The sequence below is a fragment of the Cyclobacterium sp. 10D3-21 genome, from assembly GCF_055809755.1.
The window spans coordinates 1,431,155-1,447,941 of sequence record NZ_CM147924.1 but is presented as its reverse complement, the minus strand read 5'-3'; the positions used below and the strand labels follow the sequence as shown (position 1 = coordinate 1,447,941).

General features: G+C 36.4%; 11 protein-coding genes. 1 reads left to right on the top strand and 10 read right to left on the bottom strand.

Annotated features, from left to right (window positions below):
* The first annotated feature begins 170 nt into the window (after window positions 1-170).
* Entirely contained in the window at window positions 171-1,157 is a 987-nt protein-coding gene (locus tag AC0L7T_RS06045) for a metallophosphoesterase family protein (protein WP_473341592.1), read from the top strand.
* Between the two features lie 191 nt (window positions 1,158-1,348).
* On the opposite strand, the gene AC0L7T_RS06040 is transcribed toward AC0L7T_RS06045, so the two are convergent.
* The 10 genes from AC0L7T_RS06040 to AC0L7T_RS05995 form a co-directional block, all read right to left on the bottom strand.
* Entirely contained in the window at window positions 1,349-2,002 is a 654-nt protein-coding gene (locus AC0L7T_RS06040) for a helix-turn-helix domain-containing protein (protein ID WP_473341591.1), read from the bottom strand.
* 263 nt (window positions 2,003-2,265) lie between these two features.
* Entirely contained in the window at window positions 2,266-6,654 is a 4,389-nt protein-coding gene (locus AC0L7T_RS06035; RefSeq protein ID WP_473341590.1) for a PAS domain S-box protein, read from the bottom strand.
* A gap of 522 nt (window positions 6,655-7,176) precedes the next feature.
* Window positions 7,177-8,574 carry a M56 family metallopeptidase gene (locus AC0L7T_RS06030; protein ID WP_473341589.1) on the bottom strand — a complete coding sequence of 466 codons (1,398 nt, stop codon included), beginning with the start codon at window positions 8,572-8,574 and terminating at the stop codon, window positions 7,177-7,179.
* The gene (locus AC0L7T_RS06025) at window positions 8,571-8,942 is read right to left on the bottom strand and encodes a BlaI/MecI/CopY family transcriptional regulator (protein ID WP_473341588.1); all 372 of its coding nucleotides are present in this window, start codon (window positions 8,940-8,942) and stop codon (window positions 8,571-8,573) included. The genes AC0L7T_RS06030 and AC0L7T_RS06025 overlap by 4 nt, the downstream gene beginning before the upstream one ends.
* Before the next feature lie 858 nt (window positions 8,943-9,800).
* On the bottom strand, window positions 9,801-10,877 hold the full coding sequence (locus AC0L7T_RS06020; protein ID WP_473341587.1) for a 6-bladed beta-propeller: 1,077 nt from the start codon (window positions 10,875-10,877) through the stop codon (window positions 9,801-9,803).
* Window positions 10,834-11,832, bottom strand: a complete 999-nt coding sequence (locus tag AC0L7T_RS06015; protein ID WP_473341586.1) for a hypothetical protein — start codon at window positions 11,830-11,832, stop codon at window positions 10,834-10,836. Before AC0L7T_RS06015 ends, AC0L7T_RS06020 begins: the two co-directional genes overlap by 44 nt.
* Window positions 11,833-12,598: 766 nt before the next feature.
* Window positions 12,599-12,976 (bottom strand): iron chaperone, encoded by a 378-nt coding sequence (locus AC0L7T_RS06010; protein WP_473341585.1) that lies wholly within the window; start codon window positions 12,974-12,976, stop codon window positions 12,599-12,601.
* Window positions 12,977-12,985: 9 nt separating this feature from the next.
* Entirely contained in the window at window positions 12,986-14,455 is a 1,470-nt protein-coding gene (locus tag AC0L7T_RS06005; RefSeq protein ID WP_473341584.1) for an apiosidase-like domain-containing protein, read from the bottom strand.
* 69 nt (window positions 14,456-14,524) lie between these two features.
* Window positions 14,525-14,974 carry a VOC family protein gene (locus tag AC0L7T_RS06000; RefSeq protein ID WP_473341583.1) on the bottom strand — a complete coding sequence of 150 codons (450 nt, stop codon included), beginning with the start codon at window positions 14,972-14,974 and terminating at the stop codon, window positions 14,525-14,527.
* A gap of 459 nt (window positions 14,975-15,433) precedes the next feature.
* Window positions 15,434-16,786: a TolC family protein gene (locus AC0L7T_RS05995; protein ID WP_473341582.1), complete on the bottom strand. Its 1,353-nt coding sequence runs from the start codon at window positions 16,784-16,786 to the stop codon at window positions 15,434-15,436.
* Window position 16,787 lies beyond the last annotated feature (1 nt).

The window sequence follows — 16,787 nt, the reverse complement described above, 5'->3', positions numbered from 1 at the left end:
TGAAATCTCCAAACAGCCTGATTTTCTTGCGATTGCAACACTTCCCGTAAAGACGGGACAGGCTATCACGAATTCTATTACATAATCCGGGTTAAATTATTTAAACACCCCCTTTTAAAGAATCATTATTTACTAATTTTAACACCTTTTAATCCTCCTTACAATTGCTTATGAAATCGCTTTTTATCTTTTTGGTTACCCTCCTCTCAGCAACAATGGCACAATCTCAACAACTGGCCAATTTGCACTTTAACAATGACAAGGAATTTAAAGTTGTCCAGTTTACCGACACCCATGTCAACGTAGAAGCAGGTAAGAATATGGAGGTATTTACGACAATTAAAAAAATACTTGAAATAGAAAAGCCTGATTTGGTCGTTTTGACAGGAGATGTAGCTACCGACGGCAACCCCCAAAAGACCTATCAAGCCATTGAAAAAGTATTTGAGGAGGCCAAAATGCCATGGATAGTAACCCTTGGAAATCATGATTCCCAAGCCGATCTCTCTAGAAAAGAGGTCTCTGACTTCCTCCAGGGATTAAGTTACTGTTTGAATAACGACAAGGGAGAAACTTATGGAAACTCAAATTTTGTATTTCCCGTCAAGAGTAAAGAAAATAAAGCCGAAGCACTTATTTACATCATGGACTCCAATGCTTATAGCACTTTAAAACCTGAAGTAGACGGATGGGGCTGGTTTGATCATTCTCAAGTCAATTGGTACAAAGAAAAGAGTCAGCAATACACCAAGGCAAACAATGACGAACCTTTACCTGCCATTGCTTTTTTCCACATTCCATTGCCGGAATATTACCAGGCATGGAGCAATAAAGAAGTGAAAGCCATAGGTAAAAGAAAAGAAGATGAGTGCGGACCGGAAATCAATACCGGCATGTTTGCTGCCATGTTAGAATCTAAAGACATCATGGGAACCTTTGTCGGTCACGATCACAACAACGATTATATAGGCGTACATCACAATGTGGCCTTGGCCTATGGAAGGGTTACCAAAACAAAAACCTACAGAAAAGCGCCCGTTGAAGGCGCAAGAATCATCGTTTTGACGGAAGGAGAAAGAAAATTCGATTCCTGGATCCGTGAAGTAAACGGAAGAAAAGTATATCCCTGTACCTGGCCGGATTCATTTGTGAATTAATCCAATTAGCAATGGGGCAACCCTTTTCGGTAACCTAATAAATAGATGCTAAGAATTGGAAACAATCACGAAATTGGCTAAATAAGATCAGGTATTATAAAATCCCCCTAGGCCTAATATTAGTTCTTAGCAATTAATATTAGGCATTTATGCCCCCAATTTTTGATCAAAATTGATTAAAAAATTATTTTTTAATCTCTTTCAACAACAAATGTTTTGGTCAACTTATCATATAGGTTTTGGTTTTTATTGTCCCAAAGCAACCATATTATTGGAATTAAAAGAATGCTTGAACCGTATTTTAAAAACTCACGAATGGCTCCCTCAGAAGCTTTCTTATAATCCGCTCCAGATTCAGCGCATATGACTTTCAAATTGAATATCTTATGACCTAAATTCCCTGAAAAAACCGGATACAATACCCCTCCAATAAAAAGTGAAAAAAGAGCATAATGTTCAACTTTTACAAATGTCCCATTAATAGAGTCCACATCTTTGGTAAAGATTTTAAATAGCACAATAGGTCCGATAAAAATTACAAAAAAGAGGATAAATTCTGTTAGATTGGCAAGAAGTCTGATTCTTTTCGGAGCTAATTTGTATCCATGAACCAAGTCTGATTTTATCCTATTTTCATTGTGCTGTTTCTCACTATTCAGTACCTCTTCTATGTTTAACTCAAGGGCTTCACAAATTAAACTTAAAGTTTTACCCCGAGGGTCACTTTCTTTGTTTTCAATTCGCTGAATTGTTCTTAAATTCACTTTAGACATTTCTGCTAATTCCTCCTGAGTTAACCCTTTAGCCTTTCTTGATTCACAAATTATTTCACCAATCACAACCATTTTTTTATCGTTAATTTTCTTTAAAGTTATTGAAGAAAATATATTTTGATAGCGGTTACCTTACGGCATTCTTACGACATTTCTAAAAATGCTGGTTGATCTTTTCAATTTTAATTGGCCTTAGATAAGTTTAATAGATTGCTCAATGCAATAAAAACACTTCCTAACACCATTTCAAAGGTTTTTTGGCTGGTTTTCGGGCTATGGCCTGATCCATTAAAGAAACCCTTTTCTTAAAGCGAAAAAGGGTTTCTTTAATAGAATTATGGTTCAGGAATATAAATATCAAAAGTAGCTCCTTTATTTAATTCGCCAGTTGCCAATATTACCCCTTCGTGGTTTTCTATTATTCTCTTTACAATGGCCAATCCAATACCTGTTCCCGTGTAAGTATCCTTACTGTGAAGCCGTTGAAAAACTTCAAATATTTTTTTGCTGTATTGTTGGTCAAAACCAATTCCATTGTCGATGAACTGGATATGGCTATAATTTTGATCAACATTTAGTGATTCGATTCCTGTTTTCTTTCCTTTTACCGTTTCACAATTAATTTGTATAAGGACAGGTTGGTTCTCTTTGGCAAATTTAATGGAATTACTTATCAAGTTAAGGACTACCTGTCTGAACTGAACGAGAACCACTTTGATCTTACCAAGATTATTTAGTTCAAAGATAACATCGCTTTGTTCCAATTCTTCGGTCAAAGTTTCTTTTGTATCTTCAATGATTTCGAGCAAGTCTATAACTTCGTAATTTATTTCTTGGTCGTTGGTTCTGGAATAAGCAATAAGATCTTGAATTAAACTCTGCATTCGGAAGGCTGACTTATGCATTCTCGTGAAATATTTTTTACCACTTTCTGACAGGGAAGCATATTCTGTTTCAATAATACGGGAAGCAAAAATCTGAATTTTACGTAAGGGTTCCTGCAAATCATGGCTTGATATATAAACGAATGATTGCAACTCTTTATTTATTTTTTCTAGTGCCATATTCTTTTGTTGCAACTCATTTGTTCGCATTTGAACCATGTTTTCCAGTTCAGTTGTAAACATCTTTTGCTCTTGAATATCTGTACTTGTACCCACCCACATTTTTATGGTTCCATCTGCATCCTTTTGAGGAATGGCTCTACTCAGCTGCCAGCGATAGTCACCATCGTATTTACGAAAACGATGTTCCATCAGAAAGTCTTTCCCCGAACTGACTGCTTTACCCCACTGCTTAAGGTTTTCTTCCCTGTCATCAGGATGCACGATATTTATCCATTGATCGTTATACAATTGTTCTGGTGTCAATCCTGAATAATCAAAAACAGATTGATTGAAATAATTAATGTATCCATCGGGATCTGATGTCCATATAAATTGCGGCATGGAATCTGCCAATAAGCGGAATTTTTCCTCCCGCTCTAATAACTGCTGATGAAATGTCCTTTCTTCTGTAATGTCCCGCACGGTTCCAAGCATTCGTTCAGGCTTATTGTTTTCGTCATAATAAACCTTGCCTTTTACATCTTTCCAATGCAAGGATTGGTCTTCCCAAACTATCCTAATTTGATAATGTAATACCCCAACTTCGTAGGCTCTTTCAAAGGCCTCCTTTCTAAGTTTAACATCATCGGGATGTACATGTGCGATAACTTCTTCTTGGGTTAAATTCTTGGTATTTGGAAAGCCTAAAATATTATAGCAACGTTCAGACCCAACCATAACCTGTGTCTTAAGGTCTAGATCCCAAATACCGAGCTCACTGGCCTCAATGATAAGTTTGAGCTTGTCCTCATTCTCCTCTATAATATGTTTTGCTTTAACAGTAGCCGTTACTTCGGTAACTACTACCATTATACCCGTTATAACATTTTTTTCCTTTAAAGGATGGTAAACAAAATTGTAATAACCGGATTCAGTTTTGCCATGACGGTTTATGGTCACCGGAAATTCGTAACCATAAAAGGCATTTCCAGTTTTATAAATATCGGCAATGATGGGTGCTATGGTTTTTTTAACTTCAGGCAGTGTTTCAAAAAGTGGTTTACCCACAAATTGATTTTCCGTTTTATCAATTATCTGTAAATAATTTTCGTTTGCTATTTCAATCACATTTTCTGGGCCGCGAAAAATAACAATACCAAGTGGTGCCTGTTTTACTGATTCCCGAAATCTTTTTTCACTTTCCTCTACTTTTTGAAAGGCTTCATTGACATCCTGTTCGGCTTTCTTTCGCTCTGTAATGTCACGGGCTATGGCAAATAACAAGGTTTTTTTATCGACTTGAACACCTCCCATATTAATTTCTACAGGATAAACATGTCCTTGTTTGTTTCTATGCATGGTTTCAAAAGGAGGGATTGTTTCCCTTTGCGCACGCTTAAATGCTTCTCTGTATTTTTTATCATCAAAAATAGTATCAACATCAGGTACTTTTAACAAGCTCATTTCTTGCGCTGAATAACCCCATTTCTGTAATGCCGAATTGTTGAGATAAGTAAAGCTTCCATCTTCCTCCATTAGAATAAAGGGATCAGCAGCAGTGTCTGCCATAAACTTAAACAGCTTAATTTCTGAAAGTGCTTCTTCTACTTTCTGTTTTGCTTCATGCAATTCTGTCACTTCAGCTGCCGTATTCATTACTGCGTCCACTTTTCCTGTAGCATCAAAAAGCGGTGTTAAACTGTAATTATAGTAATACGGTTTTAATTCTCCGTTTTTTACGATGTCTACCTTTTGATTTTTGGCATGAAAAGGAATCCCAGTATGCAGTACATTCCGTATTTGATCAAAAATATGCTGGTTTCCAAATTCTGGTAATATATCCGAATACAATTTCCCCACCACATCATTGCCTTTTCCCCATGCATCCATAATGGATTGATTGGCAAGAGATATCCGCATTTCCTCCCCTACAAAAACACCTATTGGAAAAGGAGCACTTTCTACCAAAGCCCGAATGCTTTGTTCACTTTCTTTTATTTTATTGTTCAAAATGGCTTGTGAGGTCACCTCTGTAGCAATGATGCCAAGACCATCTATATTCCCATCCAAATCACGCTGAGGATACACAGTGAAATTGTAATATTTCAGGGTCATATTACCCTGTTGCAGGATTCGTACAGGCCTTTCAATGGCTGTAAAAGGAATTCCTGTTTTAAATACTTTTTCAAATACCTCCACGTATCCTTGTTCTGCCATTTCTGGCAAAAGTTCAAAATAGGGTTTCCCTAAAACGTCTTTCCCTTTACCCCAATATTCTATGATAATATCATTGGCAATGGTAATCACCAAATCTTTTCCCGATAAAATAGCAATTGAAGATGGGGAAGAGTGGATGAGATTATGGTAACGCTTTTCGCTTTCTTCTACGGTTTTTCTTGCTTCTACCTGAGGAGTAACGTCATAGCCTATAGCCATGATACCGTTAATACCCCCAACTGTATCATACAATGCCTCGTAAGAAAAATGGATATAAACAGTCTCCAACACACCATTTCTTAAAAGTTGCACAGCTCTTTCGGGTGTAGCAAAACGATTGCCCGTACTATACACTCCATCTAGTAATTCTTTTATACCCTGAGAAGCAATTTCAGGCATAGCCTCAAATAGCGGAATGTTAAGCACTTCTTCCTCTTTTCTACCCCAAAGTTCCAAGGCATATTGATTCGCAATTTCTACTGTGTAATTGGCACCCCTAAATATTGATATGGCAACAGGTGCCTGAAGAATCATCAGCCGGAGATTTCTTTCGTTTTCTTCTATCTTTTTTCTTGCCAATACCCGATCGGTAACGTCTTCCAAAGTACCGTTTAATCTGTAAGCAAATTTTTCTTCATTAAACCTGGCTTTACCTTTGGCATGGACAATGGTTTCTTCTTTGGTCACAGCATTTACAATTGTATATTCGATATCGTAAATGCCACCAGAAGAATATTTCAGGACCTTATTAATGGCTTGGGATACACGTTCCCTATCCGTTTCCGCAATTGCAGCCATGGCTTGATTAAAAGTAATCTTTTCTTCGGGAGGATAACCAAACCACTCTTTTAATCTGGCATTACCAGAGAATGTGTTGGTCAATGGATTATAGTCATAGGTTCCTAACTGAGCCGCCTCGATTACGAATTCCAAATCATTTTTATTTTCTATAAGGTCGTTTTCAGCTATTTTTTTTGAAGTGGTTTCTACTACTGTAACCAGGACTCCTCCTACTTCCCCAGTCGCTAATCTTATTGGACTATATGAAAAATCGAAATAACAATTTTCTAGATATCCATTTCTGTCCAAAGGCAACATTAAATCCGAAAACCGAACCGCGTCTCCCTCCATTACCTCATCAAACATAGGCCCGATGATGTGCCAAATTTCAGAAAATGTTTCCGCTGTACTAATTCCCAATGCTTGTGGATGCTTGGTAGCACCTAATATCGGACGATAGCCATCGTTGTAGATTTGAATATATTCTTTTCCCCAAGAAATGTACATACCAAAGGGATTCTCAAGCAGAACACTCACCATGGTTTTCAAAGGTTGAGGCCAACTATGTGGATCACCTAGTGGGGTATTCCCCCAGTCTCTGGCCCTAATGAGCTGACCCATTTCCCCTCCACCTCGTAAAAAAAGATTGTCATCCGTTTCGGTATCCATATAATCCATCATGGTTTAATAATAAAACTTTCTCTTGAACGCTGAAGCGAGGTTTTGAAAGCTAAGCAGGTTATTGCATTTCCTTTGACATATTATTCCATGCCAATTGTTTCGGTTTAAAAGGTTAAAATGATCTCAATATTCCCAAGCAAAAATCTAAATCCATTTCAAATCTAAAACAGAAGCTCCGCTTCACAAAGGTTGTTCAAATTAACACCATTAAAATTAGCAATAAAAAGTAAACTACAAGCGCACGTCTCATTAAATTGAGACAGAAGTCTTGTCTCCTAAACTTGGTTCTTGGCTTTTCCTTTGATTAAAAATACAGGCATTCGGTAGAAAAAATAATATTCTTTTCTCTAACCTTTGAAATCTGAGCACAACAAAAACTGATAAATACAAAAAGGAGATGGTTATCTCCTTTTTGTGTTTATCAAAATACCTGACTTCATTTCTACTATAACCGATATAATTCTTGGCTATGAAATTCTAGGACCTTTCTAGTACAATTTTTTTTTAGATTGAAAGTAACACCTAGTTATTTACACGAAAATTCATATAGTATTTATATCGGTCTAGTATTGCTTTTTTATAATAGGCAGCATAATACTCATTCGTCATTAGATCTACTTGGTAAAAATGTTTGCCATAATTTTTAGCATTTTTTGCAAGTTTGCTTACATATAGTTGCCTAAAATCAGTATTGGTATAACTATTCAAATCTTCATTACTAATTCGCTTCCCGTCTACCCAAACCCCATACATTTTAGCATCCTTCCAGGACTCAATTTGCTGTTCAGTAGGTGTCGTTTTTTGCATCGGTGGAGGCAAGGTCCTAAACACAATGATTTGTTGTGCCTGTTGCTCCTTACTCATTAATAAAAACAAGGATTGCAACCTTTCTCTATCGCTCTTAGAAATTTTGTATTCCACAGGATGTCCTTTGTCATTTTTTGCCTTGTTCACAATCTCACTGTACTCAGCAAGTTGGGCAGGGGTCGCCCCGTCGGTCGTAGATGGAACGACAATTTGTTTGGGCTGAACAGCCTCGGTTTTATCTTGCGCAATTGTTATTGTACTGAAAAGTAATATGGCAATACCCAAAAGGGGAACAACGGCCATTTGCTTGTAGAAACTATTTCGAAATGATTTGGTTTTGGTCATCATAAGCAATCGTTTTTTGGTTATAGAATGGTTAAACTGACTCGTAATTAATGATCCTGCTTGCTTACTTACTTTTTCAAGCAGCAAAATTTGATAGGCTTTTACATCTGTATATTCCTTGATTACTGCCTCATCAGCTAAGAACTCATGGTTCAGCATTATGGCTTTCCGGTAAAGAAAAATAAATGGGTTAAACCAAAATAGGATTTGGACGATTTCTATGAATAAGATATCCCATGAATGTTTTTGTTCTACATGAACCAATTCATGAAATAGGATTTCTTGTTCAATATTCCCTCTCCTGTAATCCTCTGCATTGAGGAATATATAGCCTAAAAAACTATGTGGCCTTATGCTCTGCTCTAAAAGAATGAGCTTGACGTTCTTAAATGGAATTGTAGCATTTGCTCGTGCTTTATTTAATATTGTTTTAAGGTTGATTGAAAACCTGAAAAACAGAATAGTTGTAATGGTCACATAGATGGTCAAGAGAATAAGTAGTAGGTTATTGTTCTCATTGGATACCACTATTTGTGGTGCATTCCCTGCCCCGGAAAAAAACACCGTTTCGGTGATTACATTCTCCATTATTGGTAGCGTTTGCAGCTCCTGGGTAAAAGTAAGGGAGGGGACAAACAATGAAAATATCAAACTGCCAAGTAGGTAAAACCTATTGAATCGGTGCATTCTTTCTTTCTCTAAAATCACTTTGTAGAAAGCCGCAAACAATGCAGAACAAACAATTATTTTAATGAGGTAAACTGTCATTTTTCCTTCCTTTTAATCTCTTGATCTACAATTTTTTTAAGGTCTTCCAATTCAGCGGTTGTAAGATTTGTGGCTGTCGTAAAAAACGAGGCAAACTGCAACGGTGAATTGTCAAAGTAATTTTTAATCATCCCCTTCACATGCTTTGAAAAGTAATCCACCTTCTTTACCAAAGGATAATATTGCCGGGAATTTCCAAATACCTTGTAGGCAACAAATTTTTTGTCTTGCAACCTTTTTAACAAGGTGGAAATTGTTGTAGTAGCAGGTTTTGGTTCAGGGTAAGATTCAATAATGTCTTTCATGAAAACTTTGCCTTGCTTCCAGATAAACTCCATTAGTTGCTCTTCTTTTTTCGACAATTGCATTGCTCTATATTTATATATACTGATCTACATTTATATTTCTTACTCTACAAATGTAGAGTATTTATATTAGTAAACAAACTTTCAAACGAATTATTTAATAGGAAGTCCATTGCTTAATCAATCACCCTGTCCGTTATCACACCACACTAGAAACTAGCAGGATAAATCCAAAATATGAAATAGACCTTCTAACAAGTGAGGGAATCCTTCCCCTGAAGAAAAATCAGGACAGGCTAAGTAAAGGCAGGAAACCCTAATTCATAATTCCATCTAACCCCTTGCAAAACAACGTTATAATCAATAGTATAGGGTCTCAACCCATGGATTTGAGAAATATATTAGACAAAAGGTCGAGCCAAGTTAGCTGCCTACTTTACTTTTGCTATGTTTTAAAATTCTGACAAACGCGCTATAGCTTACCATTATTATTTCTATATTGATGTTGACTTCAATTTTTTTAAATCTCAAAAACCCCATTGGGGCGAAATTATTGTAGCCAAGAGTGTATGGTGAAAAAAGTGCTTAAGACTAGCTGGAATGCATCTAAAAACCTGCGTACAATTTAAAAATCGTCTTTAACCAACGCATTTGTCACAGCGGATCCTTTTGAAGGCAATAAGTAGGAAAGATTTTGGCAGTCTCGTTTTTCTGGCATTTCTATGGCTTCCTCCAGTCAAATCCCTATGTATGCTTACTGATTAGCTGTTTTAAAATTTAATTTGAAAAGGCCCAGGAGAAAATCAAAAATTCATGGGCAGATTATCAATATAACAGCCATTAGCACCGCTGCGGGGAATTTAAAAAAAAAGAAAAAAGGTGACCGGTTTTGAAATATATAAAACATATAATAGATCCCCCTTATAAGGTCACAATTCCAATTACTGGATTCAATTCTTCACCGGAAACATCAGAAAAGTTATGCGTTTTAATAAAATAAAATTGATCATTTGAAAGATCAAGAGGTCTTAATTTCACAATTTCATCTTCCTCAATTAGGAATCCCTCGTCCAAATTTAAAGAAAATGCTTTACTCTTATCACCAATATAATACATTCTGCTCCCCTCTCTGACGTATTCACAAATTAAATAGGTCTTTGAATACATCACATTTAAAATCACAATTGTTTTATTTCCCTCCTGATTGGTCAAGGGAGCAGCGAAATTTAGTTTCACTGATGGCTCTAAAGCCTTATCACCTATTCTATACAATGTATCTCTAATAAATTTTTCATTGGCGAGTACAGGTGAGAAAATAAAATGCTCTTCATCAACTTTTGAAATATAATTCTTAAAGGGATAGATCCCTCCCGATTGATTGTCCATTTCAATATGGAGAAGTGGAATTGAATCAGCTACATCAAATTCAGTATTAGTCCTAAACAGTGAACTTTGAGTTACAAATTTATCCTCAAGTCTAACGCCCCCCTCACCAGCCACAAGGTGCAAATCATTGTCAATCATAGCCAAATAATCGATAAAAAATGGCATACTTTTCTCCGAAATAAATTCATTTTCCAATGTGTAAGACATTAATCTTCTACCTGAGGCTATATAGACTATTTCTGATTCCTCATCAATAACAAATGATGAAATACGGAGAAATTCACCTGGTCCATCTCCTTGCTTCCCTATTTGATTTAAAAATTTACCATTGGTATCAAAAACCAGAATTTTACCTGAAAAATCTATTACAATTATTCTATCCTTGAAAATTTTTATCTCTTGAATTAAACTCAAAAAAGAGTCTTCACTTGTTTCAAGTGCAATGTATTCAAGGGATTTAGTGATTTCAGAAAGCTTAAATTCAGATTCTCCTTTTTTGGGTATATTATACGAATCAAGCTCCTTTTTTACTGGAAAAGAACAACTTAGAATACAAAAAATCAATAAACTAAGACTTAATTTTAAATAGGACAACCGATATTTTCCCTTCATTGGATTGAGCTTTTTTGTATGCATATAAATATTGATCGGAGTTTGTAAAATGTGGCGAATAAAATCCCGAGTCGTTTAGGTCATCATATATCCCAGCATTACCTCCACTTTTACTTAAGTATTGTTTATTGGATTTTATATCATAATAATAAACATAATATTTATTTGAAAAGCTAAATTTTGTTGTCGCAAATTTACCAATCCTACCTTGATTTGATGAAAATATAATTTGGCCTAGAGACGGTTTACCTTTGTAAATATTCTTAAACCGAATTGCAGCATTTTTAAATCCATCATTTGAAGAAAAAATATTATTTTCCTTTCCCATAGAGACAAAAAGTTCATTGTTATTAATTGACAAAGATGATAATCTTCCAATTTTTATCATTCCAACTTCATAATCCATTTTCTTTTCAATTTGAATCAGTTCTAAACTTAATGGATCATAAGATTCTAAATAATAAGTTTGGACATTTTCATTATAAGCTATACTCGACACATAGAGTTTATTTTTAAATATTTTGCTTTTGCCAATGTGCTTTTCAATACTTACTTCATTTATAATCTTATTACTTATTAGGTCAAAAGCAATAATTTTATTGCCATGAGAGATTAACAACCTTTCTTTTTCAGGATAATAGGCTATACTATTGATTATACGCCCCTGCTTTGACCGATATATCTCATCAATATATTTTCCTGATTTATCAAGTTTAGACACAGAGGTTGCAAATCCTTTAGAATCCTTCTCACCTGGACAAATAAAGAAGAAATTCTGAGTAATTACCATGTCTTGAATATTAATATAATCCTTTTCCAGATCAAAGACATCGACTTTTTCTGCAATTACCGAAGCATTAATTCGATCTAGGTATACATGCTCAACAACAATATCTTGCAGTATATAAAAGTTAAAAAGACCAAGTAATAAGGGAATAAATAAAGATATCATCATGTATTTTTAGTTAATTAACTCAATTTTATTGAAAAATAAACACTTGAATCTGTTTTTTTCTCTCAACTCTATTATTCCTAATGATTTCAATTGGAAATCTATGGTGGGACACAGCTGTTTGACAACTTCACCGGACACTAATAAATCCACATTGAACGAGTTGCAAAGCCCTTGAATTCGAGCAGTTGTATTCAATACATCTCCGGTAAATATATTGTCCTTTTTTAATTCTCCAATATCACCAATAGCTACCTTCTCAAATTGAAAACCTGCTTTATCCCGCCAAGAACAAGAACTGTAAACCCTCCAAAAACTAAGGGTTACCTGTTAGCTGGATAGTCGCTTAACTCATCAAGAAAGCCTCTCTCAATAAGCACATAGCTTATACCAAAAATCCACCATAACAAGCCAAATGGGGTGATTTAAACAATATTTCTTTTAATTTTTGGTGGCAACATATTGATATATTGAGGCTCAGAGAAGCAATACTTTATGGATAAAATTTGTGGTTTGGATCGTTTTACTCTCCTAATCTAAAAAATTAAATTTTGCAATGCATTACTATTAAAACAGCATACAGTGAAAAGCTTGGATTTTAACATAAAAAAATAGCAAACAACCTTACAACACTTGCTTTTAAATAATCACCAATAGAACACAAAAGTTAAAATACCCTAACACCAATAGATGTTCCATTGCATATTTCGGCTTCAAGCAGCTCTCCATTTTATCTACTTTTAAGGGTTGGCTGATAAAACAGGTACTTTTAGCAATCCGTGTTTCCACCTTTCTCCCATAGATCAATTGTCTTTTTGATAAATGCTTCCAGTCCGGTTTTGGAAAGGTCGATTGACTTTCTTATTCTAATACATCCCTTTCCTTTATCAAATGCGCTTAGCAGGTCTTGTGCATTTTCTACTTTGTCAATATTTCCTACGTATAGACTAACATAAGCACTTTGAGCATTCAGATGAAAAATGTTTTTTACTCCGTTGCCATAGGACAGCATTTTGTATTCAATGCCTTCTTGAAGAGAAGGTCCGTTATTTTTAATCAATTTTCGAACCTCTTGGACCTTGACTTTTCGCCAATCATTTTCCAATTCTTTTAAGTATTCACTTGGTGTTTTTGCTTCATACTGCATAATCTATTCTTATTGTTTTTTCAGGTATAAAACCGCATCCCCAGAAAACGGAGGGGAGAACGTTTGAAAACTATCCCCTTTAATCAGTGTATTTCCCTTAATGGTTTTATTAAAAATGGGAATAAACCATTCTATTGCATACTCTCCTGCTGCATTTATCAAGTTCAGTGTACCCGATTCCCCCTCAGGGAAATAGACCACATAAGCATCTCCAGGATTGGCCAAACAATAGCTTGTAGAACTAAGTCCATTATGAGGCACCATATTAACCAGGTCCAGCCGATAAGCCAATTGCCGTATATACCCCATGTTTTTGCGCAATGGCTCCCAATCAGGGTAATCTTTAGCAGCCTTTAAAATGCCACCTGTCAGGAACATTCCAGACATTTTATCTTTATCCAAGTCCCCCGCCAGCTCCACCCAAGAATCCATAAAGATCGGGTTGTGCCCACGAATAAATGCCTTCCAGGCCCAGGCATAGGTGCCACCAATTCCCCAAAGATGATCCGTATCTAGAATGACTACCTTTTCCCCCTTATTAACAGGTGGGTCGTATTGATAATTTTCAAGAAATTTGCTCCCCTTGTACATCCATGCCAAAGGTTCAGGTGTTGGTGAAACCCAGTCGGCTTCGCTTTCCCAAAGGTCTTGGTTGACCATTTTTGGTTCCACAGTAACCGAATGTGACATTCCTACCGGATGTTGTTTAGGCATTTTGGCTTCCGCTTTCTTTATGTAATCAATCATATGGTATTGCCAGTCTTTCGTACCGCCTTCATTCAAAATCTCATAAATCAGATTGTCAGAATCATTCAGTGTCTCCAATACTTTTTTAACAAAAGCTTCTTGATGAGAGAGCACATCTCCATTATTCATAGAATGCAAAGTACCTTTTTCGGCATCGTCGATATCATTATTAACCACCTGCTTGCCAACACCATTGACATTATTTTTGGGATTAAAAGGATTGTATGGCCAGGGATCTGCATTGGGAGTATCTGTCTTATTGAGGCTCCAACCTTGAAACAACATTACAGATACGTAAATACCTCTCTCCCCTGCATCTGTCACCCTTTTATGGAGGCGATCAAAAAAAGCCTCATTCCATTTGGTAAGGTCATAGCTTTCTTTCCCATTTTTCTGTACCGTCTGATAAGGTAAGGGAGAAAATTGAATAGGGTCTTGTGTCCAAGAGGCATTTTGGGACTGTTCCCATATCCATAATCTTATAAAATTATGGTGATTGTCCTCCAGCAGATCGAGATATCCCTCCCAATCAAAAGGAGCGTCGCCAGGCAATCCAATCTCCTGAAAATTGGCCCAGGTATGGGAACCCGTTAAGTAGATGGCCTTCCCTGAATTGTCCGTGAAATAGCGGCCATTTTCAGGATGAACAAATAAGGGGCCGTCAAAAGTTTGCCCAAATGACTGGATACAAACTATAGCGACCAAAACTATGGTAAAAATATTTCTAATCATGAATAAGCATTTACCTTATGGAAAATCTTCATCAGTTCTTTGACTCCTAAGGGAGGAGCCAAATAGTACCTAATCATTTGTTGTATTTCCTTTTTGCTGCTCACTAAAGCGCATCATCCAGGCAATACCAAATTTATCTTTCAGCATCCCAAAGTAATCTCCCCAAAATGAATCATGTAAAGGGGTTGTAACCTCTCCTCCTTCAGCCAATGCTTTAAAAATTGTATCCGCTTCAGCTCTACTGTTTGCTACTATTTGTACCGAAAAGTTATTCCCTTGCTGAAATGAGCTTGCCCAATCGCCACCTACATCACTTCCCATTAAAATGGAGGTACCGATAGGAAGTGATACATGCATGATTTTATTTTTGTCTGTGTCTGGAATACTATAATCATCACTTTCTGGCATCTCATTAAAGCGCCCTATAAATGTGAATTCTCCTCCGAATACAGTTTTATAGAAATTAAATGCTTCTTCACAATTCCCATTAAAATTCAGGTAAGTACTTATTGTAGCCATGGTTATGTTATTTTTTGGGTTTAATACGAAACATGCAACAGATAATCTGTTACATGATGAAATTAATTAAGGCCCGAGTCAGGAAACGCTTTTCATTATTTCATCTAAAATAATTATTATTTTACTAAACAATAACCTTTTCCTCACTTATTAAAGGCGAAATAAGCCATTCTCAACCTGTTTCTTCCTGTTCATCTTTGACCTCACTATTCAGGGAGTAACACACAATTTAGGTCCTGCCCTGAGTGGAGGGTAAATCAGGGCAGGCCCTGAGGGTATAAGAGTCAGGGCAGGCCCTGAGGAATATGCAAATCAGGGCAGGCCCTGAGGGCTAAAAAAATCAGGGCAGGCTTCAAAGCAAAAACCACGGGCAATAGACCCGTGGTAAGAAAAATGAATCCAATAAGCCTCCTAACTGTGCATCACAGCTATTGGGTCTTCTTCAACTAGTATATGCTTTTAATCTTCTAAAAGAATACCAGCCAGTTGCTTCAACTTTAACTCTTCATATTTAGCGTTGTATTTGGCAATGCTTTGGTTGTTTTGAGCGTTTAGCAAGTTTAACTGTGCTTGTCTAAATTCTATGGAATTAATTTGCCCTTGTTTGTACAAATCATCGCTGCGTTCAAAGTTCTTTGTAGCAGTTTCTAAATTGGCTTTTTCGGCATAATAAACAAACAAGGAATTTTGATACGACCCATAGGCATTTAGCACATCGCGCTTTACAGAGAATTCGGTTTGGTCTTTTAGAATCTGCTGCCGTTTTATTTCTAAACGTGCATTTTGACTCTTTACTCGGGTGGTTCCGCCATCGAAAATATTCCAGGACAAAGAAAGTCCTGCCTGAGGACCCAAATTATAACTACCCGTAACAAAGGCGCCTGCAGGGTTTTTATTGCCTGAATAATTGTAGCCTGCATTTAGGGACAATGCCGGAAACCATCCCGCTTGACTTGCTTTCAATGCAAACTCACTGTTGCGCAATTGGCTGTTGGTTTGCTGAATCAATACATTGCGGTGATATGCCTGGTCAACCAAATCTTCCCTATTTCCTGGCATAGCAAAATTAACAGTGGTGTCTACTGCAAATTCTGTTTCAATTTCTCTACCCATAATTAGGTTTAAATTGCGGCGGGAGTTTTCTAAATCCTGAATGGTGTTAAGCAAATTGATACTGTCGTTGTTTACATCCACTTGTGCATTTAACAAATCTATCTGGGTAGTTTGCCCATACTCAAAACTATATTTGGCTCGAAGCATCCTAGTGGTTGATATACTCAATGCGTTCTTTAGAATGCTAACGCTCTCTGTTAATTGCGCCATTAAAAAGTAGGAATTAGACAATTCTAAAACCGTATTTTCAATAATTTGCCGGGCTTGAAGTTCAGAAATATTGTACAATTCTTTAAGCTGTTTGTAATTGTACATTCTACCATAGCCGTTAAACAACACATAATCTACACCAACAGAAGCACTGTAATTATAGGCATCGGTAGGATCGTAATTTATGTCCCCATTGACAGTTTGGTTTTGCCCTTGGTACCCCGAAATGCCTGCATTTCCATTGGCCACCACTGTAGGTAAAAAACCGCTGTTTAAAATACTTTGATTGTTATCGGCTACTTCTAAAGATTTTTCGGCCACTTTAATATCGTAATTGTGCTCTAGGGTTAAACCCATAGCGTCTTCGCGCGAAAGCATTTCTTGACTGCTTACCAAAGTGCTTGATGTAGCAAAAATCACTACGGCCATAAGGGTAAACAGTAGCAACCTAGGTAGCCTTTTTATGCTCATTTCTTTTTGTATGCTCATT